The following is a 19,241-nucleotide window of genomic DNA, read 5'->3' on the forward strand; positions in this document are numbered from 1 at the left end:
ACCCGGCGCGCCCGCGCCCGGGCGGATGCGGGCCGTCCCCGACGGACCCACCCACCCCGCGCCCCCGGGCCCGGGCATGCCCCCGTCCGTCGACGCCCTGGCCCGCCGCCCCGTTCTCGAAAGGCACCACGGCCCCCGTGTCTGACCGTCCCTCCGCCCCCGGCGGTGGCCGCAACACCAGCCACCCCACCGGCATCCGCGTCGTCGTCGCCGTCCTCGCCCTGTTCGCCCTGGTGTTGGGGCCCGTGGGCTACCTGATGGGCGTCGACGCCCACTCCCACGCCGGCTCGGCGGCCGAGTGGTTCACCCTCGCCTTCGGCGCCGCCGTCGGCATCCCCCTGCTGGCCGCCGCCGTGGCCACCGTCGCCGGGGACCGCAGAGCCGCCCTGTGGGCGCTGGCACTGCTCGCCTGGCCCGTGGTGTTCGTGTCGGCCATCCACCTGACCCCGCTGGGCGGGTAGGCTCCGACTTCCCGGCCGCGCCCGTCCGCGAGGACCCCGGGCCGGGTGCGGCGACCAGCGAACCCACCCCACCAAGGACAGGCGCGTGTCACCCAAGAAACGCAAACGCCGCAAGGACCGGCCCACCGCCCCCGTGTCCGCCACCGCCCCCCGCACGCGGGAGGCCGACGCGCCCCCGGCGCGCACCGGGGGCAGGATCAGCCGCACCCCGGTGGTCGTGGCCGACCCGCCCGACCGCAGGATCACCCTGCTGTGGGTGGTGCTGACCCTGGTGTGGGCCCTGGGCACCTTCCTGGCCCTGGCCAACCTGCTGTTCACGGCCATGGACCTGCAGGACGCCGCCGTGGCCGCGGCCGACCCCACCGCCCCGGCCCCGCAGGAGGCGATGGACGCGGTCGGCAACGCCCTGGTGTGGGTCCTGGTCCTGGCCCTGGGCGTCCCGGCGGGCGGCGCCGTCACCGCCCTGGTGCTGCGCCGCAGGATCGCCGCCATCGGGTTCACGGCCGCCCTGGTCCTGTCCGCGGCGCCCCTGCTGTGGGTCATGCCGCCCGCCGAGCTGTGGGACGCCCTGCGCGCCCACTTCGGCGGCTGAGCCGTGGCCCCCGCCACACCGCCCCCGCGCGCGGGACCGGACCGGCGGCGCTGAGGACACCCGGCACACCAGCCACCACCCCCGCACGCCCCCGTGCGTCGCGGTGCCGCCCGCACCCGCGCCTGGGCCATCATGGATAACCGTGAACACACCCACCCCCTCCCAGGACCCCGAACCGGCCGACGAGGCCGCCCTGCCCGCGACCGTGCGCGCCCGCCTGGAGCGCGTCACCCACAGCGTCCTGGTGGACACCCGCGCCCTGGCCCGGGTCCGCGAGCGCTTCGACGACGAACAGGCCCGGACCCTGGGCCGGTACCTGGCCAGCGCCCAGTCGCCCAACACCCTGCGCGCCTACCGCGCCGACTGGACCTCCTTCACCGCCTGGTGCCTGGCCGAGCACCGCCAGTCGCTCCCGGCCGACCCGGTCGACGTGGCCGTCTACCTGGCCGCCTGCGCCCAGGCCCGCACCGAGGACGGCGCCGGGTGGGCGCTGGCCCCCTCCAGCATCGAACGGCGCTCCGCGGCCATCGCCGCCGTCCACGGCGCCCACGGCCTGGAGACGCCCACCCGCGCCGAGGTGGTCCGGATGACGCTGCGCGGCATCCGCCGCACCCGCAGGAGCCGGCCGCGCCGCAAGGACCCGGTGGTGCTCTCCACGCTGGAGTCCCTGCTCGCGGTGCGCCCCGCCGACGGCTTCCCCGGCGGGGTCTGCCGCCGCAGGGACGCGGTGCTGCTGCTGACCGGGTTCGCCGGTGCGCTGCGCCGCGCCGAGCTGGCCGCGCTCACCTTCGACGACGTGGCGGTGCGCACCGACGCCTCCACCGGCACCCCGGCCCTGGTGGTGCGGCTGGGCTCGACCAAGACCGACCAGGAGGGGCGCCACGGCCAGGTCGTGGCGCTGCCCCGGGGCCGCCACCGCCACACCTGCCCGGTGTGCGCGCTGGCCGACTGGTCCCAGGTGCTGGAGGCGCGCCGCGACGGCGGGCCGCAGGCGGTGCGGGCCCTGGTGGAGGGGACGGCGGCCACGGCCTCGCCGGCGCACCGGTGCCAGGGCTGGCGGGGCACCGACCTGGCCGACGGCTCCGAGCGCCCGCTGCTGCCCACGGTCACCCGGCACGGCCGGGTGGGGGAGCGGGCGATGTCGGGGCGGGCGGTGAACGAGCTGGTCAAACGCTACGCCGAGCGGGCCGGTCTGGACCCCGACGACTTCGGGGGCCACTCCCTGAGGGCGGGCTTCGCCACCCAGGCGGCCCTGGGCGGGGCCACCGACCGCGAGATCATGCGCCAGGGCCGGTGGACCAACCCGCGCACCGTGCACGACTACATCCGCACCGCCAACCCGCTGGAGGACAACGCGGTCACACGACTGGGGCTGTGAGCCCCGCGGGGCCCTTACGCCCCCGGCGTCTCAAAACGTCAACAAACCCACCAGCAGCACATGAAATCACCCGTTAAAGTGCGATCCTTCCCTGATGAGACATTAGGTTGGTTGCGTAAGAAAGGGGACGGACCCATGGTCGACGAGTTTCGCAGGGCGTTCCAGCAGCTGATCGACGCCTCAGTCGCCACGGACCCCCGCCACTTCCCCCCGGCGGTGCACACGGTCTACGTACTCGCCTCCCGCATCCCCGCCTCCGAGCGCGAACTCGCCCTGGAGGCCCTGGCCCCCCTCCTCTCCGGGGACCACGCCGCCCCCGGCATCATCGCCGACCTGTCGGTGGTCGCCGGAGCCCTCGTCGAGATGGGCACCGACCCCGGCCCCACCGGCCCCGAGGTCCTGCACCGCCTGCGCACCATGGGCAAGGGCGCCATCGTCTTCGTCCGCGCCTGGGAGCGCACCGGCGGCGGCCCGCCCCCCGACCCCGACTCCGTGACCGCCGACGCCGAGGCCCGCGTGGCCGCCGAACTCGGCACCGACGCCCCCAACGCCACCATGTGCTGGTGGACCATCCGCCGCCACGGCCTGGCCGCCCGCACCATGCTCGGCGAGGCCTCCGTGCGCGCCCTGGTGCGCCGCACACCCTCCCTGCACGCCGAACTCATGGCCATCGCCAACCAGCTCAGCGACCTGCTCAACGAGTTCGACGAGGTCCGCGCCCTGCTGCGCATGACCGAGGCCACCAGCGCCCTGGTCATGGACCGCCACTCCCAGCGCGCCTTCCGCGTCCTCTTCGACGGCATCGGCGACAACTTCCAGCTCCACACCCTGCTCGCCGACGCCCTCGTCGGCCCCCGCGGCCAGGGGCTGGCCGGGGACCCGCCCGACCCGCGCTGGGTCGCCGCCTTCCGCGACAGCGACCCCGACCCCGCCGCCCAGACCGTGCGCGGCTGGTGGAACCTGGTCGCCCACGACGGCACCTGGGTCTGGAACGAGGGCGTGCCCGCCGAGATCCCCACCGTCGACGGCGAACCCGTCCTGGTCCTGGACGAACAGCCCTACCCCCGCTCCTGGAACGCCGGACGGCGCCACCCCCAGGTCCGCGGATGGCTGGAGGTGGAGTCCGAACTGCCCCGGGAGGAGGCCGCCCTGTGGTGGAAGCGCGTCGCCCCGGCCGAACCCGCCATCCCCAGCGACGACGAGGGCGAGCACACCCCCATCCCCGAACCCGTCCTGGCCGTGGACGAACCCGAGCCCGGGCGCGTGCGCGGCTTCCTGGCCGAGGAGGCGCCCGCACCGGCCCCGACCCCCGCCGCACCCCCGGCCGAACCGTGGACCGAGCCCTTCCCCGTGCCGCCCCTGCCGACGCCGGACACCCGGCCCCCGGCCGGGCCGCGCCCCGCACCGCCCGCACCGTCCGCCGACCCCGCGCCCGAGCCCCCGGGCCGGGCCGCCCAGCGCCCCGGGACCCCCGGCACCGGGATCCTGCCGCCCCTGCCGCCCGGGGTGTCCAAGAGCGCCAACTGGGGACCCACCTGGCGCTGACCCGCGCCCGGGGACCGCTCCCGCACCGGCGGGGACCGCGCCGGCCGGGCCCCGGCCCCGCGGTGAGCCGGGCGGGCCCCGCTCCGGCGCACCGGCCCCCCGAGGGGGGAGGGGCACGGCTCCGCACCCGCCGGGGGAGCGCGCCGTGGGCGGGGGCGCCCCCGGGCACGGCGGGGGGCGCCCGCCCCCCCCCCGGGCCCCCGGCGCCGGGGCCCCCCCCCCCCCCGGCCCCCCCCCCCCCCCGGGGGCCCCCCCCCCCCACCGCGGTCGGGGGCTGCCCCGGGGACCGGCGGTCAGCCGCCGAAGATGGCGCCGAGGTCGACCTCTGTGCCCAGGAACATGGACCCGACGATGAGGATCAGCAGCCCCGGCAGCAGGGTCACCGCCGTCACCATCGTCACGCGCGGGTTCATCCGCTGGGCCTTGCGGCGCATGTACTGGGCGTCGGCACGGCGCATGTCCCGGCTGATGTCCACCAGGGTGTCGCTGAGCGGGGCGCCCAGCTCCTCCGCCTGCTGGATGGCGGTCACGAACTTGCTCAGCGACTCGTTGCGGGTACGGCGCCGCAGCATCTCGAAGGCCTCGCGCCGGGACGTCCCCAGCTCCATCTGGCGGAGGGCGAGCGTGAACTCGTCGGCGAGCACCCCGGGCATCGACTCGGCCACCCTGGCCACCGCGGCCCGGAACGACATCCCCGCGCTCACCGTCACCGAGAGCACGTCCAGGAAGTCCGGCAGCTGCGACTGCACCCGGTCGGCCCGCTCCTGGCCCTGGACGTACATGCTCAGATCGGTCAGCCCCATGAACGCCAGCACGACCACGCCCACCAGGGGGCTGCCCACGGCGAACATCAGCAGCCCCAGGGGGCCGTACAGCGCCACCTCGCCGATCTTGCGCCGCACGTACCGTTCGACGGTCAGCCCGTCCGGGCGCCCCGCCGCCTCCAGCCGCTCGGTGACGGAGGCGCGCATCCGCGGGCTCATCGACGCCAGGACCGACTTGACGAAGGGCTTGCCGATCGCCTCGGTCAGGCGGTGCAGGAAGAACGTCTCCTCCGACTTGGTCCGGGGCGTGCGGGCCGCCGGACCGCCCACCTCCACCCGGGTCCGCGACATGGTCAGGTACAGGCCGTAGCAGGCGGTCAGCACGACCAGGGCGCCGGCCAGCGCCGCGGCGAGCGGGACCAGGGTGGGGAGCACACTCATCGGGGGAGTCCTTCTAGAGGTCGAACTTGGTGATGCGGGACACCAGCAGGAAACCGAGCGCGAACAGCGCCGCCACCACCAGCAGCACCGTCACCCCCGCGACGGACGTGGTCATGACGCGCATGATCCCGGGCTCGATGCCGTTGATCAGGAACAGGGCGCCCACCGACATGAACCCCAGAGCCCACACGGTGCTCGTCGTCTCGCTGAGGATCGTCTGCACCTCGCGCCGGGTCTCCTTGCGGTTCTCCAGGGTCTCGGAGATGTTGCGCAGCGCCGTGACCAGCGAACCTCCCGAGCGCGACGCCACCACCAGTGTGGACAGCAGCACCCCCAGCTCACGCGAGGGCATCCGCTCGCGCAGCTCCCGCACGGCCTCCTCGAAGGCGGCGCCGAGCTTCATCGACTCCGCCATCCGGCCCAGCTCCTCCCCGGCGGGCCCGTCCAGCTCCTCGGCGGCCATCGCCACCGCCGTGGGCAGCGCCAGCCCGGCGGAGGTCGCGTTGCCCAGGACCCGCGCCAGGTCCGGCAGCTGGGCGGTGAACTCCTCGCGCCGCTTGGCCTCCGCCCGGTTCAGGTAGGAGAAGAAGAGGAACGCCACCCCGACCGCGGCCAGCAGGCCGAAGAACGGGGCCAGGACCTGCCAGACCACGATCACCGCCAGGAGCGAACCGCCGGTCAGCGCGAGCACGAACGTCGAGAGGCGCACGTCCGCCCCGGACCTGGCGATCCGGCGGTACAGACGCGAACCCCACTGGGTGCGGTAGATGGCCGCGTCCAGGCGGGCGGCCGGCGTGGACGCCTCGTACTCGGCCCGGTCCAGGGCGCTGCGGGCGGCGATCATGCGACGCTGCTCGGCGCTGGCCACGAACTCCCACAGCCCCCACAGGGCCACGGCGAGGACCACGGCCAGGCCGCCGAGGATCGCCACGAACTGCCAGGTCACCGGGACTCCAATCGGGTGGGGGGCGAGCACGCCCCGGAGGGCTCGGGAAGGGGGGTCACCATCGGCCCGCGACGCCCTCGTCGGGGACGACGCCGAACGCCGCCGGGATGGCCTCGCCCACGTGGTAGATCCGTCCCGCCATGTGCCGCGGCATCGGGTAGTGCCGGAACTCGCCCGACACGGACCTGTTGGGGCCCGTGGGCAGGGCGTCGAAGGTCATCACCGGGTCCAGCCGGAACTCCTCCCGGCGGCGTGAGGAGACCACGGCGATCTCGTTGACCCGTCTGGACCCGTCCGGCCAGCGCCCCAGGTGCACGATGGCGTCCACCGCGTTGTTGATCTGGTCGCGGATCGCGTCGTAGGGCACGTTGCCGTCGCCCAGCGTCGCCAGGGTCTGCAGCCGGTAGATGGCGTCGTCGGCCGAGTTGGCGTGAACGGTCACCAGGGAGCCGTCGTGGCCGGTGTTCATGGCCTGGAGCATGTCGATGGTCTCCGGACCGCGCACCTCGCCGACGATGATGCGGTCGGGGCGCATCCGCAGCGCGTTGCGGACCAGGTCGCGGATGGCGATCTCACCCCGGCCCTCGATGTTGGCCGGCCTGGTCTCCAGCCGCACCACGTGCTCCTGCATGAGCTGGAGCTCGGCGGAGTCCTCGATGGTGACGATGCGCTCGTCGGTCGGCACGAACGCCGACATGGCGTTGAGGAACGTGGTCTTCCCCGTGCCGGTGCCCCCGGACACCACGATGTTGAACCGGGCCCGCACCATCGCGGCCAGCAGGATGCCCGTCGGCGCGTCCAGGCTGCCCATCCGCACGAGCTCGTCGATGGGGTAGGGCTTGGGGAAGCGCCGGATGGTCAGGATCGGCCCGGACAGCGACAGCGGCGGGATGATCACGTTGACGCGCTCGCCCGTGGGCAGGCGGGCGTCGACCATCGGCGAGGACTCGTCCACCCGGCGGTTGACCAGCGACACGATGCGGTCGATGGTCTGGTAGAGCTGCTCCTCGCCGTTGAAGGTGGCGTCCACACGCTGCATCCTGCCGCCGCGCTCGATGAACACGTTGTCGGGACCGTTCACCATGATCTCGGTGACGGTCTCGTCGGCCAGCAGGGGCTCCAGCACACCCAGGCCCAGGGCCTCGTCCACGACCCTGCGGATCAGCAGCGACCGCTCACGGTCGGACAGCACCGGGCCCTCGCGGGTGAGGACGTGACCCACGACCTTCTCCAGCCGCACCCGGCGCTGCGCCAGGGACAGCTGGGTGAGGTCCTCCAGGTTGATCTCCTCCAGGAGGCGCCGCCGCCAGTGCGTCACGCTGGCGCTGTCCGCGCGGCCCTCGACGACGCGGTCCTCCTCGAGGCGGTCCTTCAGGCCCATGTCCCTCGTCTCCTTCCCCCCGGACGGGCGCGGCGCACCGCTCCCGCCTCACACATTGGGCATGTCCACGCGACGCGTCAGGGTCAGGTCGAGCCCCGACGACGAGAACACGATGGGCAGCGGGTGCGACACCTCCACGTAGAAGCCCTCGCTGTCGTTGGTCCCGCTGGTGACGGTCGCGTCGTCCAGCCACGAGGGCAGGGCCTCCCGGGCCGCCGCCTCCGCGCCCGGCAACTGCTCGGCCCCGGCCACCCGGGCGCCGGCGCGCGCGGCCGACTCCAGGCGCTCGACCGCCACGAAGGCCAGGAACGCCTCGATCGCGACGACCGCGGTCAGGAGCAGGATCGGGAAGAACGCCGCGAACTCCAGGAGCGGGCCGCCGCGGTCGGCGTCCCGCCCCGCCCGGCCGCCGAGCGGTAGGCGCCGCGCGGCTCCACCGCGCGGGCGCCCCGGGGAGGAACCCCGGGAGGTGGGGCCGCCCCGGCCGGAGCCGGGACCGGCGGTCGGTCGGCTCATGGCGCGGTCCCCCGCGGCTCCACCTCGGGGACGACCAGGGCCTCACCGGTGATGTCCCACGGCCCCGTGACCCCGGGCAGGAAGATCGGCATGGCGAGCGTGACCCGCGCGAACCGCCCGCCGTCGCGCTCGACGACGCTCACCGTCATCACGTCCTCGCCGTCCCACGGCGGCCGCACCCGCTTGCGGGCCTCCTCACCGATGCGCTCCATGTCGTCGGGGGTCACGGAGGCCTGGCGGGCGGCCTCGGCGGCGCCGTGCGAGGCGTACATCGAGGTGATGCCGAGAAGCAGGACCTGCCACACCAGTGCCATCGCGAGCATCATGAACGGCACCGCGGCCGCGAACTCCACGATGACCGCGCCGTCGTCGCGGCGGCGCCGGGCGCGCGCGGACCGCGGCTCAGCCATCGAACCCACCGCGGCCCCCGCCGCCCCACGGCCCCGCCGCCGGGCGGCCCCCCGAAGGCGTCGCGGAGGACCCGTTGGCGGCCCTGTGGGCCGGATCGGGGACCGACGCGTTGAGGAACCCGGACACGTCGCGGGTGGACGGCGCGAGTGCCTGGCGGTCCGCGAGGGCGGCGAACGACCCCAGCCCGCCGGAGGGCGTGGTCGACCCGCCCTTGCCGCCGCTGCCCGGAGGGGCCGGCGGGCTCAGCAGGTCCAGCTCCGCGGCCAGGCGCGCGAAGGCCTTGCGCAGGCCCTCGTCGGTGACCTTGGTCGGATCGCCGTTGTTCTCCCCGGGTTCGAGGGCCCGGTAGGCCGCGGGGACCGGGGTGCGCAGCACCCTGGTGCCCAACAGCTGCTGGAGGAAGTCCGGCTGGATCTCGTTCTTGCGGCTGTGCCGTGTGACCAGCGAGTACACGTCCTCGTGGGAGCGGATCTGCAGCCGTTCCCACATGCCCATGAGCCGCTGGGCGCCGCGCAGCGCCGGGACGTCGGGGGTGACGGTGACGACCGCGGTGTCGGCGAGCTCCACCGCCATGGCGGTGGCCTCGTTCATGGTCGAGCCGCAGTCCACCACCACCAGCTCGTACCGGGAGCGCAGCGCGTTGAGGACACGGCGGGTGGCGCGGGCGGTGACGTCCTCGCCGCGTTCGCCGTGCTCGGGCGCGAGCAGGACGTGCGGGCCCCGGTGGTCCACGTACAGGGTCTCGGCGAGCATCCCCGGGGTGATGTCGTCCCCGGCGTCGACCAGGTCGCTGATGGAGCGGCGGTGGCGCAGGTTGAGGAACGCGGGCAGGTCGCCCGTCTGGAGGTCGAGGTCCACCAGGCACACGACCCGGCCGGCGGCCGCCGCGACCATCGCGAGGTGGACGGCGCAGGTGGTGGCGCCCACGCCCCCCTTGGCGCCGCTGACGGCCATGATCCGGCCGCGCACACCGGAGGCGGGCAGGTCCAGGGACGCCGACTCCAGGTGGCGGCGCAGGGTCCGCGACCACTCCGCGGCCTTCGTGACGCGGGTCTCCAGCTCGGCGATCCCGGAGTCGTGGGGCAGCACGCCCCGGGCGCCGGCCTCCATCGCCCCGGTGAACGTGTCGGGGTCCATGGTGGGGGAGACCAGGAGGATCGCGAGCTGGGGGTGGCGGTGGGACAGGTCGCGGATGGCGTCGAACACCGGGGCGGGCCCCAGTTCCTGGTGGATGAGCACGACGTCGATCTCGGGGAACTCCCCCGCCGCGTCGATCAGCGCGGAGGTGGTGGGCCGGGAGGCCACCAGTTCGGCGCTGCCCAGCTCCTCGAAGCGCGCGGCCAGCACCAGCTCCGCCTCGGAGGTGGGCATACCCGCCAGGACTCGGAACATCAACGTCTACCCCCCATGCGGCGCGGGCCGCTCGTCGGTCGTCTCTCCCTCGTCGGGGGTCGCGCCCCCGGCGAGGTCGTCGAAGTCCCCGCTGCAGAACTCGCTGGCCCCGGGCGTTCCGCCGCCGTCGGCGCTCACCAGCGCCAGCCTGAGCTTGGTGGAGAAGTCCTCCGCGTAGGCGAGCTGGAGCGCCGCCTGCGGGTCGAGGCGGAAGGTCACCGGGACCACCCCGGAGACACCGCCGTTCTCGCGCTCCTGGGAACGGAGCTCCCCGATGTCGAGGACCTCGACCTCGGTGATGATCCGCACCGCGCACGCCTCACCGTGGTCGCGCGGCTGGAACGTGCCGTAGATGTCCACGAACGATCCGCGCTGCACCTTGCCCGCGACACCGGTCTCGGCGTCGACCATGATCGCGATCTCCCGCTCGCCCGTGGTGAGGGTGGGCTGGGGCTGCACCATGCCGCGCTGGAGGTAGACGCCCTCCTCCAGGTGGGAGGCGGCGACGAGCTCCTGGTCGGCGGGTGTGTCCACGTCGGCCAGGTCGGTGATGAACACCTCGGGGTCGAAGTACATCCTCGGCACCTGCACCCGTTCGACGGAGTCCTCGCCGACGGGCTGGTAGGCGTCCACGTCCTCCGACAGGCGGAGGACGGTCGCGAACTCGCCCAGGCGGTCCTGCTGCGAGTTGAGGTAGGTGAACACGGACGCGAACACGGCGACGGCGCCGATGGCGGCGACGACCATGAGCAGCACGCCACGTCGCTGACGGGGGTTCATAGGGGGTCTTTTCCGTTTCCAGTGTCGTCGCGGAGCCGTCCGCCCGTCGGGCCGGCGCGGTCGCGGGCCCTAGCGGGAGTAGGTCCTGGGTGTACCGGGCCACAGGGCGCGGCCCGCGAACGGGGCGCCCTCCGGCCGGTCGGCGGTCGGTGGGGTCGGTCGGCCGTCGGAGGCGCCCCTGCCGCCCGGGGGCGGAGGGGTGCCGTCGGACGGCGGGTCGGAGGGTAGGGGCCCCGCCCGGCGCCGGCCCCGCGCGTGGCCGGGCGACGGGCCCTCCACCGGGCCCTGCGCGGGTCCGGGGGACGGGCGCCGCTGCGGCCGGGGCGCGGATTCGGGCACGGGGGGCCGGGACGTCTGCGGTGTCCGGACGCCTGCGCCGGTCCGGGGGCTGTCGGCCGAGCAGAAGGGGCAGGGCCTGCCCGACATGGGTTCGCCGCACCAGGAGCAGTACGAGGCGCGAATGGCGCCCGCCGCGTAGGCGAGCGCCTGGGGGTGGGCGCTCAGGGCAACGAACTCCACGTACCGGGACGTTCCCCAGTACACGGGCCCGAGCGGTTGGACGGGAAGGGTGCGGGTGGCCACCGGCTGGATGGCCTGCGGCAGGTTGTCGTCGAAGACCCCGGTGATGGACGGGTCGGGGGTGGAGCAGAGCAGCTGGACCGGCTGGACCGGGCGGAAGGGCAGCGTCCGGGAGACGTCGGCCGGACGCAGGCGTCCCACGCGGGCGGTGGGGGCGCAGTAGGCGAGGAAGGACACGGACGGTGCGAAGGAGCCCATGTGCTGGCGCATCGAGGTGGGGATGGTGGACAGGCCGGAGACCGTCTTCAGCCAGGCGCCCGCGAGCAGGTGCCGGGGGAGTTCGTCGCAGAGCGCGGCGACCATGCCCGGCGGCAGGTAGGGGGCGAGGTAGGCGAGCTGGTCCGCGATCAGTGACAGCGCCAGGGGGGAGAGGTCGACGGCGATCCCCGCGACGTGGTCGGTGCGCATGGAGCCGCGCGCGAAGTTGATCGCGCGTTCGGCGTCCTCGGACCGCCAGGCGGGGTAGAGCGCGACGACCTTGCGGCCGGCGTCCACCTGCTGCCTGGCGAAGGCGACGAACGCCGAGCTGCGCTCGCCGATGCCCTCGCCCCGCATCGCGAACCGCTGCGCCCGGACCTCGCCCACATGGCCCGTGCTGGGGATATCCGCCAACAGGGCGACGGTCGTCGCCGACCGAGGTTGGGCTCTGGACACTGGGCAAGCTCCATCGGTTCTGCGCGCTTGGGAGAGATCTGAAGCAGAGCGGCCTCCCGCGTCGAAGGTGCCACCCGAACGCATCGTAACGAATGTGTGGCTGAAGGGGGGAGACCTCGCATTTGTCGCCATTGAACAGGAGGCGCGGGCCGGCCGGAAGGACCGGGGGCGGGAACCCGCGTGCGCGACCCGTGCGCGGCGCCTCCCGCGCAGGTCCCGGGGGACCGGCCCGGGGCGGGACGCCGGTCGCGTCGGCCGCATGCGGCCAGGGGGTGGACAGGCCGTTCCGCGCCGGTCCGGTGGACATGTGTGTGCCTTGCCCGGCGTGTTCGCGGGCTGTACGCGTGTTCGTCTCCTCACCTCCGTCCTTCCCACCCAAGGATGCCCCTCCGCTCCGCCTCCCACCAGTGCCCACGGCCGAACTGTGGAAAACTCCCCGGCGGGCACGGGTGTCGCGTGCGTCTCGTCGGGGGTTGGGGCGTCCTGCGGAGGGAACGAATCGGGGGGACTTCGCGTCATATCTTGAGAAGTCAGACGCCCCTGAGGAGACCAACGATGCGCAAGGCAAACCGTGCCGCGGCCGGAGCCGCCGCCTGGCAGGTCATCCAGAACTCCGACACCGACATCTCGGTCTGGAAGCGGATCGGGGCCGTCCCGCGCATGCTCGGGGCCAAGATGCGCGGCCGGTACCCGGACCTGAGCAGCGGGAAGCTGCTCGGCATGCTGGTGCTGGCGGTCTACATCGTCTCGCCGGTCGACTTCGTCCCCGAACTGTTCATCCCCCTGCTCGGCCTCGCGGACGACATCGGCGTCGCCGTGTGGCTGACCACGATGGCGCTCGGCGAGAGCGAGCGCTTCGTGCGGTGGGAGCGGCAGAGCCAGACCCAGCAGGCCTTCCACGAGGCCAACCGGCCCGGTGAGGGCGCCGGTCGTCCGGATCCCGGACAGGCGGGCCCGGGCCCCGGGGGCGCCCGAGACGGGGCCGACCGGGCCGCCGCCCGGAGGTCCTGACGGGCGGGCCGCCCGGCCTCCCGGAAGCACTGACGGGCCCCGCGCGTCACCGGACACGCGGGGCCCGCTCCGGTCCGTCCGTCCCCGCGGCCGGGGCCCGGGCCCGCCCCGGCGCCGAGCCGCCCCCGTGACGCGTGGGGGTTGAGACCTCAAAGCAATTGTGGTCGGTCCGCAAATGGTGACAGTGTGACGCCTGTGGCTCCGCAACGATGCGGACGGGCCCTGCGGCCCGCCCGCGCCCTGGGCCGGAGCACGTCGTGGGCCACGGCGTCCGGCCGTGTGCCGCCGACGGCCCGCCGGGGCACGCGGGCCCGCCCGCCGCTCCCACGCCCCGCGGGGCCGAGGAGCGGTCCCCGTCCGCCGCTCCGGCGCGGGATCACCGGTCGGGCCGCGCCGTCCCCCGGTACGACGCGTGGTCGAAGTCGGCGTGGCACCCGGTCCCGGCGAGGTCGTGCACCCACAGGCCGAGGAAAGCGCCCGTGAAACCCCAGGCCCTCACCAGGCCGGCGTTGCCCTCCCGGTCCGGATGGCCGCCCTCGCCGCCCTCGCGCTCGGCCACGTGGTCGTCGGAGAGGATGCCCGCGTCCAGCACCACGCCCATGTCGGTCCACGAGCGCCCGTCCCGGGAGAGGCCGAACCGCAGTTCGGCGCCGTCGATCACGGCCCTCATGTGGCAGCGCTCCCAGTCCTCGACCACGACACGGTGCCCGACCTCCCGGTACCGGCCCCGGTCGCAGGTGAGGACCCTCGCGAACATCCCCTCCTCCTCGTCGAAACCGATCCTCAGGTAGTGCCAGTGCCGGGTGTTGTAGTACGCCGTGAGGCCGGCCATCTGCTGGAAGGTGCGGGTGCGGAACTCCATCACCGTCTCCATGGCGCACCGCTCGTGCTGGACGCGCCGCGCCACCAGGCTCGGCGAGCCGGTGCCCGCGGGGGACTGCCCGCCCCGGATCCGCAGGTGCCCCGGGCGCTCCTCCAGCGACAGCCAGTCCGCGGAGGCGTGGCGCCGCAGGGTGCTCCACTCGGGGCGGAGCTCGGCGGCGTCGAAGCCGTCCGTCTCCGGCGGCTCCGGCCACGGGTGGGGCTCCAGCGCGGGGCCGGGCACCTCCTCGCGGGGCGCGGCCCCCTCCACCCGCGGCCACCCCTCGGGCGACCAGGCCACGCGCTGGAGCGCCGTCTCCCGGCCGCGCACGCACCTTCCGCGCTCGGTGAGGGGGCGCGAGGCCAGGTGCGCCAGGAACCACTCGCCGCCCCGGGTCTCCACCAGGCTCCCGTGGCCGGCCTTCTGGAGGACCAGCGAGGGGTCGGGGCGAGAGGTGAGGGTCGGGCCGGCCGGGTCGGGCTCGTAGGGGCCCTCGATCCGGCGCGACCTCGCCACCGTGACCTGGTGGTCCCAGGTGGTCCCGCCCTCGGCGGTCATCAGGTAGTACCAGCCGTCCTTGCGGTACAGGTGCGCCCCCTCGGTCACACCGGCCTCGGTCCCGGCGAAGATGAGACGCGCCTCGCCGACCAGCCGCATCGCGTCGGTGTCCAGTTCCTGGAGCACGATCCCCCTGAACGCGTTCCTGCCGGGACGCCAGTCGTTCAGGTTGGACAGCACCCAGCTGCGGCCGTCCGCGTCGTGGAAGACCGACGGGTCGAACCCCATGGAGTGCAGGGGCACCGGGTCCGACCAGGGGCCGGTGACCGCCGGTGCGGTGGTCACGAGGTTGGGGGTGTCCCAGAAGCCGCCCGCGTAGTTCTCCACGTTCGTGAAGATCAGGTAGAACAGCCCTTCCTTGTGGGAGAGGCAGGGGGCCCACACGCCGGCGGAGTCCCGGCGCCCCGTCAGGTCCAGGAGCCGCGCCTCGGTCAGCGCGCCGCCCAGGGGACGCCAGCGGACCAGGTCCCTGGAGTGGTGCAGCACCACCCCCGGGCACCATTCGAAGGTCGACGTGGCCAGGTAGTAGTCGTCCCCGACCCGCAGGATCGAGGGGTCGGGGTGGAACCCGGGGAGCACCGGGTTGGCGATGGTCCCGGAGAGCGCGGCGGTGGCGGGGAGGGTCGTCATCGTGGCCTTTCGTCAGTGCGGTTCGTGTGTGGTCGGGAGGGGTTTCCTACTTGCCGAACCCCGCGGCCAGCCCGCCCAGGAGGTGCCTGCGCCCGAACAGGTAGAGGGCGAAGATCGGCAGGGTGGAGAGGACGACGGCGGCCATCAGGCCGGGCACGTCGGTGCCGTACTGGGTCTGGAAGGACCACAGGCCCAGCGGGAGGACGCGGTTCTCCTCGCTCTGGGTGAGCACCAGCGGGAAGAGGAAGTTGTTCCAGGCGTTGAGCCCCACGAAGATGGCCACGGTGACCACGCCGGGGCGCGCCAGGGGGAGCACCAGGCGCAGGAACGCCTGGAGGTTGGTGGCGCCGTCCAGCGCCATCGCCTCGTAGAGCTCGCCGGGCACGTCGCGCAGCGAGCTGGTCAGCACCACGATGGAGATCGGCAGTGTGAACGCGGCGGTGGGCAGGATGATCGCCGTGAGGCTGTCGTACAGGCTGAGACGGGTGATGATCAGGTAGATCGGGATGATCACCGCCTGGGCGGGGACCGCCAGCCCCAGCAGGAACAGCAGGAACGCCACACGGAGGGCGCGGCTGCGGCCGCGCACGATCGCGAACGCCGCCGGCAGGGCCACGGCGAGGACCAGTGCCACGGAGCCGCACGCCACGACCAGGCTGTTGGCGAGGAACCGCAGGAACCCCACCTCGAGGACGTTGAGGTAGTTGTCCAGGGTCAGGTCGTCCGGCAGGGCGAGCGGGCCGTCGGCCATGTAGTCGCCCGGCCCGCGCAGGCTGGTGGCGAGCAGGTAGTAGATCGGCACCGCGACGACGACGAGCCACAGCGCGGCCCCGATCCCGCCGCCGACCGAGGGCCTGGTTCGGGTGGCCATGTCACATTCCCTCTCTCTGGCTGGTCATACGGGCGTAGCCGGTCACGCGCACCACCAGCAGCGACAGCCCGGTGCCGATGACGACCAGCAGCACCGCGACGGCGCTCGCGTAGCCCATCTCGAAGGCGATGAAGCCCTGGTTGTACATGTGCAGCGGCAGGATGCGGGTCGCGTTGCCCGGACCGCCGTCGGTGAGCAGCAGGACGGTCTCGAAGTAGGTCATCGACCCGACCAGGATCAGCACGGACGAGGCGATGATCGTGTGCCGCAGCTGGGGGACGGTGATGTGCCAGAACCTCCGGAGGGGGGAGGCCCCGTCGAGTTCCGCGGCCTCGTAGAGGGAGCTCGGGATCTGCCGTGCCGCCGCCTGGTAGAGCAGCATGTGGAACGGCAGGAACTGCCACAGCAGGATGAGGACGATCGCGTACAGGGCCAGCGAGCGGTTGCCGAGCACGTTGCCGTCGGGCAGCCCGATCCAGGGGCCGATCTGGGAGGGCAGGCCGAAGTTCGGGTCGAGCAGCGCCTTCCAGATCAGGGCGATGGCGGCGGTGGACAGCAGGAGCGGGAGGAAGAACACGGCGCTCGCCACGGCCCGTGCGCGCTGGTGTCCCGCCGCCCATGTGCCGAACGCCAGGGCCAGGGGGGTCTGCGTCGCCCAGCACAGCGCGGTCAGGGCCAGGGTGACGCCCAGTCCGCGGGTGACGTCGTCGTCGCCCGGGAGCGCCCGCCAGTTGTCCAGGCCCACCCACTGCGGGGAGCCGAGCCCGTTCCACGCGGTGAGGCTGAGGTAGACGACCACCGCGACGGGAGCCAGGCCGAACAGGCCGAAGAACAGCAGGGCCGGAGCGGCCCAGGCGAACCCGGGCCGCTCCGCGGGGGTCGCGGTCCTCACAGGTGCTGCTCCATGTCCTGGGAGAACTCCTCGGGGGTGATGTCGCCGAGGAAGAGCAGCTGGAGGTTGGTCAGCAGGGCCTGCGAGGCGGACGGGGACAGCGCCTGGTCCCACGACTGGGTGAAGCTCGGCGCCTCGGAGACCAGCTGGTGGGTGAAGACGGCGAAGTCGGCGTGCTCGCTCTCCTGGAGCCGGTCCTCCACGCCCTCGATGGGGGGCACCTGGCCCGCCTCGATGAGCCCGTCGACGTACTCGTCGGAGGCGAAGGTCTCCACCAGGAAGTCCACGGCCGCGTCCGTGTGCCCGCTGTCGGCGTTGACGGAGAAGTAGTTGCTGGGGTTGCCGACGATCGCCCCGGGTTCGCCCTCGCCGCCCTCCACGGTCGGGAAGGCCGTGTACCCGAGGTCGCCGCTCGCCATGAACTCGGGGCTGTCCTGCTGCTGGCGGGCGATGTCCCAGGTCCCCATGAGGAACATGGCGGACTCCCCGGTGGCGAGCAGTGCCGAGGCGCTGCCGTTGTCGTAGTCGATGGAGCTGAAGTTGGTGCCGAACGCGCCCCTGTCGACCAGCTCCTGGCACATCTCCATGGCCCTGACGATCGCCGGGTCGCTCCACGCGCCCGCCTCGCCGTCGACGACGGCCTGGAAACTGTCGGGGCCGCCGATCCGCTCGACCAGGTACGAGAACCACATCAGCTGGGTCCACCCCTGGGCCCCGGGGAGGGTGACGGGGGTGACGCCCCGCTCCTGGAAGGTGTCGACGGCGTCGAGCAGTTCGTCGTAGGTCTCGGGGGGCTCGATGCCGGCCTCCTCGAAGACCGCCCTGTTGTGGAACAGCACGACGGGCTGCACGCCGAGGATGGGGACGCCGTAGTAGGCGTCGTCGATCCGGGCGACGTCGAGCACGCTGGGGAGGAAGGCGTCCCGGAACTCCGGCGCGTCCTCCAGCGCCCCGGTCAGGTCGACGGCCTGGCCGGCGTCGACGTACTGCGCCAGGTTGCCGCCGCCCCAGTTGAAGAACACGTCGGGGGCGTTGGGCGAGCCGAGGGCCACCTGGAGCCGCTGCTTGTAGGAGTCGTTGACGTAGGTGACGAGTTCGGCGGGGACGTCGCTGTCGGCGTTGTAGGCCTCGATGCCCGCTTCGACCAGCTCGTTCACCGCGGCGTCCTCCAGGGCCCACACCTGGAAGGCGTCGCCGCCGCCGGGCCCGGTCGTCCCGCAGCCCGTGGCCAGGAGCATGGCCAGGGCCAGGGAGGTACCGCCGATCACACGTATCCGGTAGGTGCTTCTCATGGGGACACCGCTCTTCCGTCGGGGGGAGACGTGGGTCGAAATTCTCGAAATATTTCGATATGTTTCGGTTGGCATGACGCTAAGTTGTCCGAGGGGGTGCGTCAAGGCCCCCTCTGATTTCGGGTAGGTTACGGCGAATGCCCTCGAAATCTTTCGAGATAGAATCCTGAAGGGCCGCGAACCGCTCCCGGCCCGGATCCGACGAGGAGGCGCATGCCACAGCGACGACCCACCCTGGCGGAGATCGCCCAGGAGGCGGGGGTCTCCGTCCCGACCGTGTCCAAGGTGCTCAACGGTCGCCTCGACGTCGCCGCGGAGACCCGCCGCCAGGTGGAACGGCTCCTGGAACAGCACCGCTACCAGCCGCGCAGGCACCGCGACGACCGGACGGTGGGCCTCATCGACCTGGTCTTCCTCGACCTGGGCAGCCCCTGGTCGATGGCGATCCTGGACGGGGTCGAGGAGGTCACCCACGAGGCGGGGTTCGGCATCGTGGTCTCCGCCGTGCACGACCGCAGCCGCACCCGGCCGGGGCGCAAGTGGCTGGACAACCTCCAGGCACGCAACTCCGACGGCGTGGTCCTGGTGCTGTCCGAACTGTCCGCCGCGCAGCACGCCCAGCTGGACGCGCTGGGCATACCCGTGGTGGTGGTCGACCCCGTCGGAGACCTCGCCAAGGACGTCCCGGCGGTCGGCGCCACCAACTGGGCCGGGGGCGTCGCCGCGACCGAGCACCTCATCGGCCTCGGCCACCGGCGCATCGCCACGCTGAGCGGCCCGCCGGACGTGATGTGCAGCCGGGCGCGGGTGGACGGCTACCGGAGCGCGATGCGCGACGCGGGCCTCGCCGTCCCCGACGACTACGTCCGCTACGGCGACTTCCTGCTGGACACGGGCCGGACCGAGACGGCCGCCCTCCTGGAGCTGCCCGAGCCCCCCACCGCGATCTTCGCGGGGTCGGACCAGATGGCCCGGGGGGCCTACGGGGCCCTGTTCGACCGCGGGCTGCGGGTCCCGGACGACGTCAGCGTGATCGGCTTCGACGACCTGCCCGAGGCGCTGTGGGCGACTCCGCCGCTGACCACCGTCCGCCAGCCCCTGCGCGACATGGCGCAGATGGCCGCGCGCATGCTGCTCGACCTGGTCGGCGGAGACCGGCCCGAGACCACCCGCGTGGAGATGGCCACACGGCTCGTGGAGCGCAGCAGCACGGCCCCGCCCAAGGGCTGACCGGCCCGGGGGGCCGCGCCCGGCGGGGACACGCGGAGGGGAGCGCCGGGTGGCG

Annotated in this window: 18 protein-coding genes; 6 read left to right on the forward strand and 12 right to left on the reverse strand. The window is 73.7% G+C overall.

What is annotated here, in order from left to right; genetic code table 11:
• Positions 1–137: 137 nt before the first annotated feature.
• The 4 genes from ABZ234_RS10310 to ABZ234_RS10325 all read left to right on the forward strand — a co-directional run bounded on the left by ABZ234_RS10310 (position 138) and on the right by ABZ234_RS10325 (position 3,976).
• Complete coding sequence (locus ABZ234_RS10310) at positions 138–461, forward strand: hypothetical protein (protein WP_267949961.1); 324 nt, start codon at positions 138–140, stop codon at positions 459–461.
• An 85-nt stretch (positions 462–546) separates the two neighbouring features.
• Complete coding sequence (locus ABZ234_RS10315; protein WP_355011778.1) at positions 547–1,053, forward strand: hypothetical protein; 507 nt, start codon at positions 547–549, stop codon at positions 1,051–1,053.
• Between the two features lie 142 nt (positions 1,054–1,195).
• Positions 1,196–2,431 carry a tyrosine-type recombinase/integrase gene (locus tag ABZ234_RS10320; protein WP_355011779.1) on the forward strand — a complete coding sequence of 412 codons (1,236 nt, stop codon included), beginning with the start codon at positions 1,196–1,198 and terminating at the stop codon, positions 2,429–2,431.
• A gap of 135 nt (positions 2,432–2,566) precedes the next feature.
• Positions 2,567–3,976 carry a hypothetical protein gene (locus tag ABZ234_RS10325; protein ID WP_355011780.1) on the forward strand — a complete coding sequence of 470 codons (1,410 nt, stop codon included), beginning with the start codon at positions 2,567–2,569 and terminating at the stop codon, positions 3,974–3,976.
• A 293-nt stretch (positions 3,977–4,269) separates the two neighbouring features.
• Here the strand turns inward: ABZ234_RS10325 and ABZ234_RS10330 are convergent, their stop codons facing one another.
• The 8 genes from ABZ234_RS10330 to ABZ234_RS10365 form a co-directional block, all read right to left on the reverse strand.
• On the reverse strand, positions 4,270–5,181 hold the full coding sequence (locus ABZ234_RS10330) for a type II secretion system F family protein (protein ID WP_344183521.1): 912 nt from the start codon (positions 5,179–5,181) through the stop codon (positions 4,270–4,272).
• A 13-nt stretch (positions 5,182–5,194) separates the two neighbouring features.
• A complete protein-coding gene (locus ABZ234_RS10335; RefSeq protein WP_330161168.1) occupies positions 5,195–6,127 on the reverse strand; it encodes a type II secretion system F family protein in 933 nt (310 codons plus the stop codon).
• Positions 6,128–6,182: 55 nt separating this feature from the next.
• Positions 6,183–7,508, reverse strand: a complete 1,326-nt coding sequence (locus tag ABZ234_RS10340; protein WP_355011781.1) for a CpaF family protein — start codon at positions 7,506–7,508, stop codon at positions 6,183–6,185.
• A 48-nt stretch (positions 7,509–7,556) separates the two neighbouring features.
• Positions 7,557–8,024, reverse strand: a complete 468-nt coding sequence (locus ABZ234_RS10345) for a TadE/TadG family type IV pilus assembly protein (RefSeq protein ID WP_355011782.1) — start codon at positions 8,022–8,024, stop codon at positions 7,557–7,559.
• On the reverse strand, positions 8,021–8,434 hold the full coding sequence (locus tag ABZ234_RS10350; protein ID WP_267946131.1) for a TadE family protein: 414 nt from the start codon (positions 8,432–8,434) through the stop codon (positions 8,021–8,023). Before ABZ234_RS10350 ends, ABZ234_RS10345 begins: the two co-directional genes overlap by 4 nt.
• Positions 8,427–9,830: an AAA family ATPase gene (locus tag ABZ234_RS10355; protein WP_355011783.1), complete on the reverse strand. Its 1,404-nt coding sequence runs from the start codon at positions 9,828–9,830 to the stop codon at positions 8,427–8,429. Before ABZ234_RS10355 ends, ABZ234_RS10350 begins: the two co-directional genes overlap by 8 nt.
• A 3-nt stretch (positions 9,831–9,833) precedes the next feature.
• On the reverse strand, positions 9,834–10,607 hold the full coding sequence (gene cpaB, locus ABZ234_RS10360; protein ID WP_344183527.1) for a Flp pilus assembly protein CpaB: 774 nt from the start codon (positions 10,605–10,607) through the stop codon (positions 9,834–9,836).
• Positions 10,608–10,676: 69 nt separating this feature from the next.
• Positions 10,677–11,798: a hypothetical protein gene (locus ABZ234_RS10365; RefSeq protein WP_355011784.1), complete on the reverse strand. Its 1,122-nt coding sequence runs from the start codon at positions 11,796–11,798 to the stop codon at positions 10,677–10,679.
• 597 nt (positions 11,799–12,395) lie between these two features.
• On the opposite strand from ABZ234_RS10365, the gene ABZ234_RS10370 reads away from it, so the two are divergent.
• A complete protein-coding gene (locus ABZ234_RS10370) occupies positions 12,396–12,851 on the forward strand; it encodes a YkvA family protein (protein WP_355011785.1) in 456 nt (151 codons plus the stop codon).
• A 376-nt stretch (positions 12,852–13,227) separates the two neighbouring features.
• Here the strand turns inward: ABZ234_RS10370 and ABZ234_RS10375 are convergent, their stop codons facing one another.
• From ABZ234_RS10375 to ABZ234_RS10390, 4 genes are read right to left on the reverse strand one after another with little or no spacing between them, the layout of a single operon-like run.
• Positions 13,228–14,901, reverse strand: a complete 1,674-nt coding sequence (locus ABZ234_RS10375) for a glycoside hydrolase family 43 protein (RefSeq protein WP_355011786.1) — start codon at positions 14,899–14,901, stop codon at positions 13,228–13,230.
• Between the two features lie 46 nt (positions 14,902–14,947).
• A complete protein-coding gene (locus ABZ234_RS10380) occupies positions 14,948–15,772 on the reverse strand; it encodes a carbohydrate ABC transporter permease (RefSeq protein WP_267946125.1) in 825 nt (274 codons plus the stop codon).
• A 1-nt stretch (position 15,773) separates the two neighbouring features.
• Positions 15,774–16,664 (reverse strand): sugar ABC transporter permease, encoded by an 891-nt coding sequence (locus ABZ234_RS10385; RefSeq protein WP_267946124.1) that lies wholly within the window; start codon positions 16,662–16,664, stop codon positions 15,774–15,776.
• Positions 16,661–17,956 (reverse strand): extracellular solute-binding protein, encoded by a 1,296-nt coding sequence (locus ABZ234_RS10390; protein WP_267946123.1) that lies wholly within the window; start codon positions 17,954–17,956, stop codon positions 16,661–16,663. The genes ABZ234_RS10385 and ABZ234_RS10390 overlap by 4 nt, the downstream gene beginning before the upstream one ends.
• A gap of 213 nt (positions 17,957–18,169) precedes the next feature.
• Between ABZ234_RS10390 and ABZ234_RS10395 the strand changes: the two genes are divergently transcribed.
• Positions 18,170–19,186 (forward strand): substrate-binding domain-containing protein, encoded by a 1,017-nt coding sequence (locus ABZ234_RS10395; protein WP_344183537.1) that lies wholly within the window; start codon positions 18,170–18,172, stop codon positions 19,184–19,186.
• Positions 19,187–19,241: the final 55 nt, after the last annotated feature.

Source organism: Nocardiopsis sp. NPDC006198 (assembly GCF_040613895.1).
GTDB classification, from domain to species: Bacteria; Actinomycetota; Actinomycetes; order Streptosporangiales; family Streptosporangiaceae; genus Nocardiopsis; species Nocardiopsis tropica.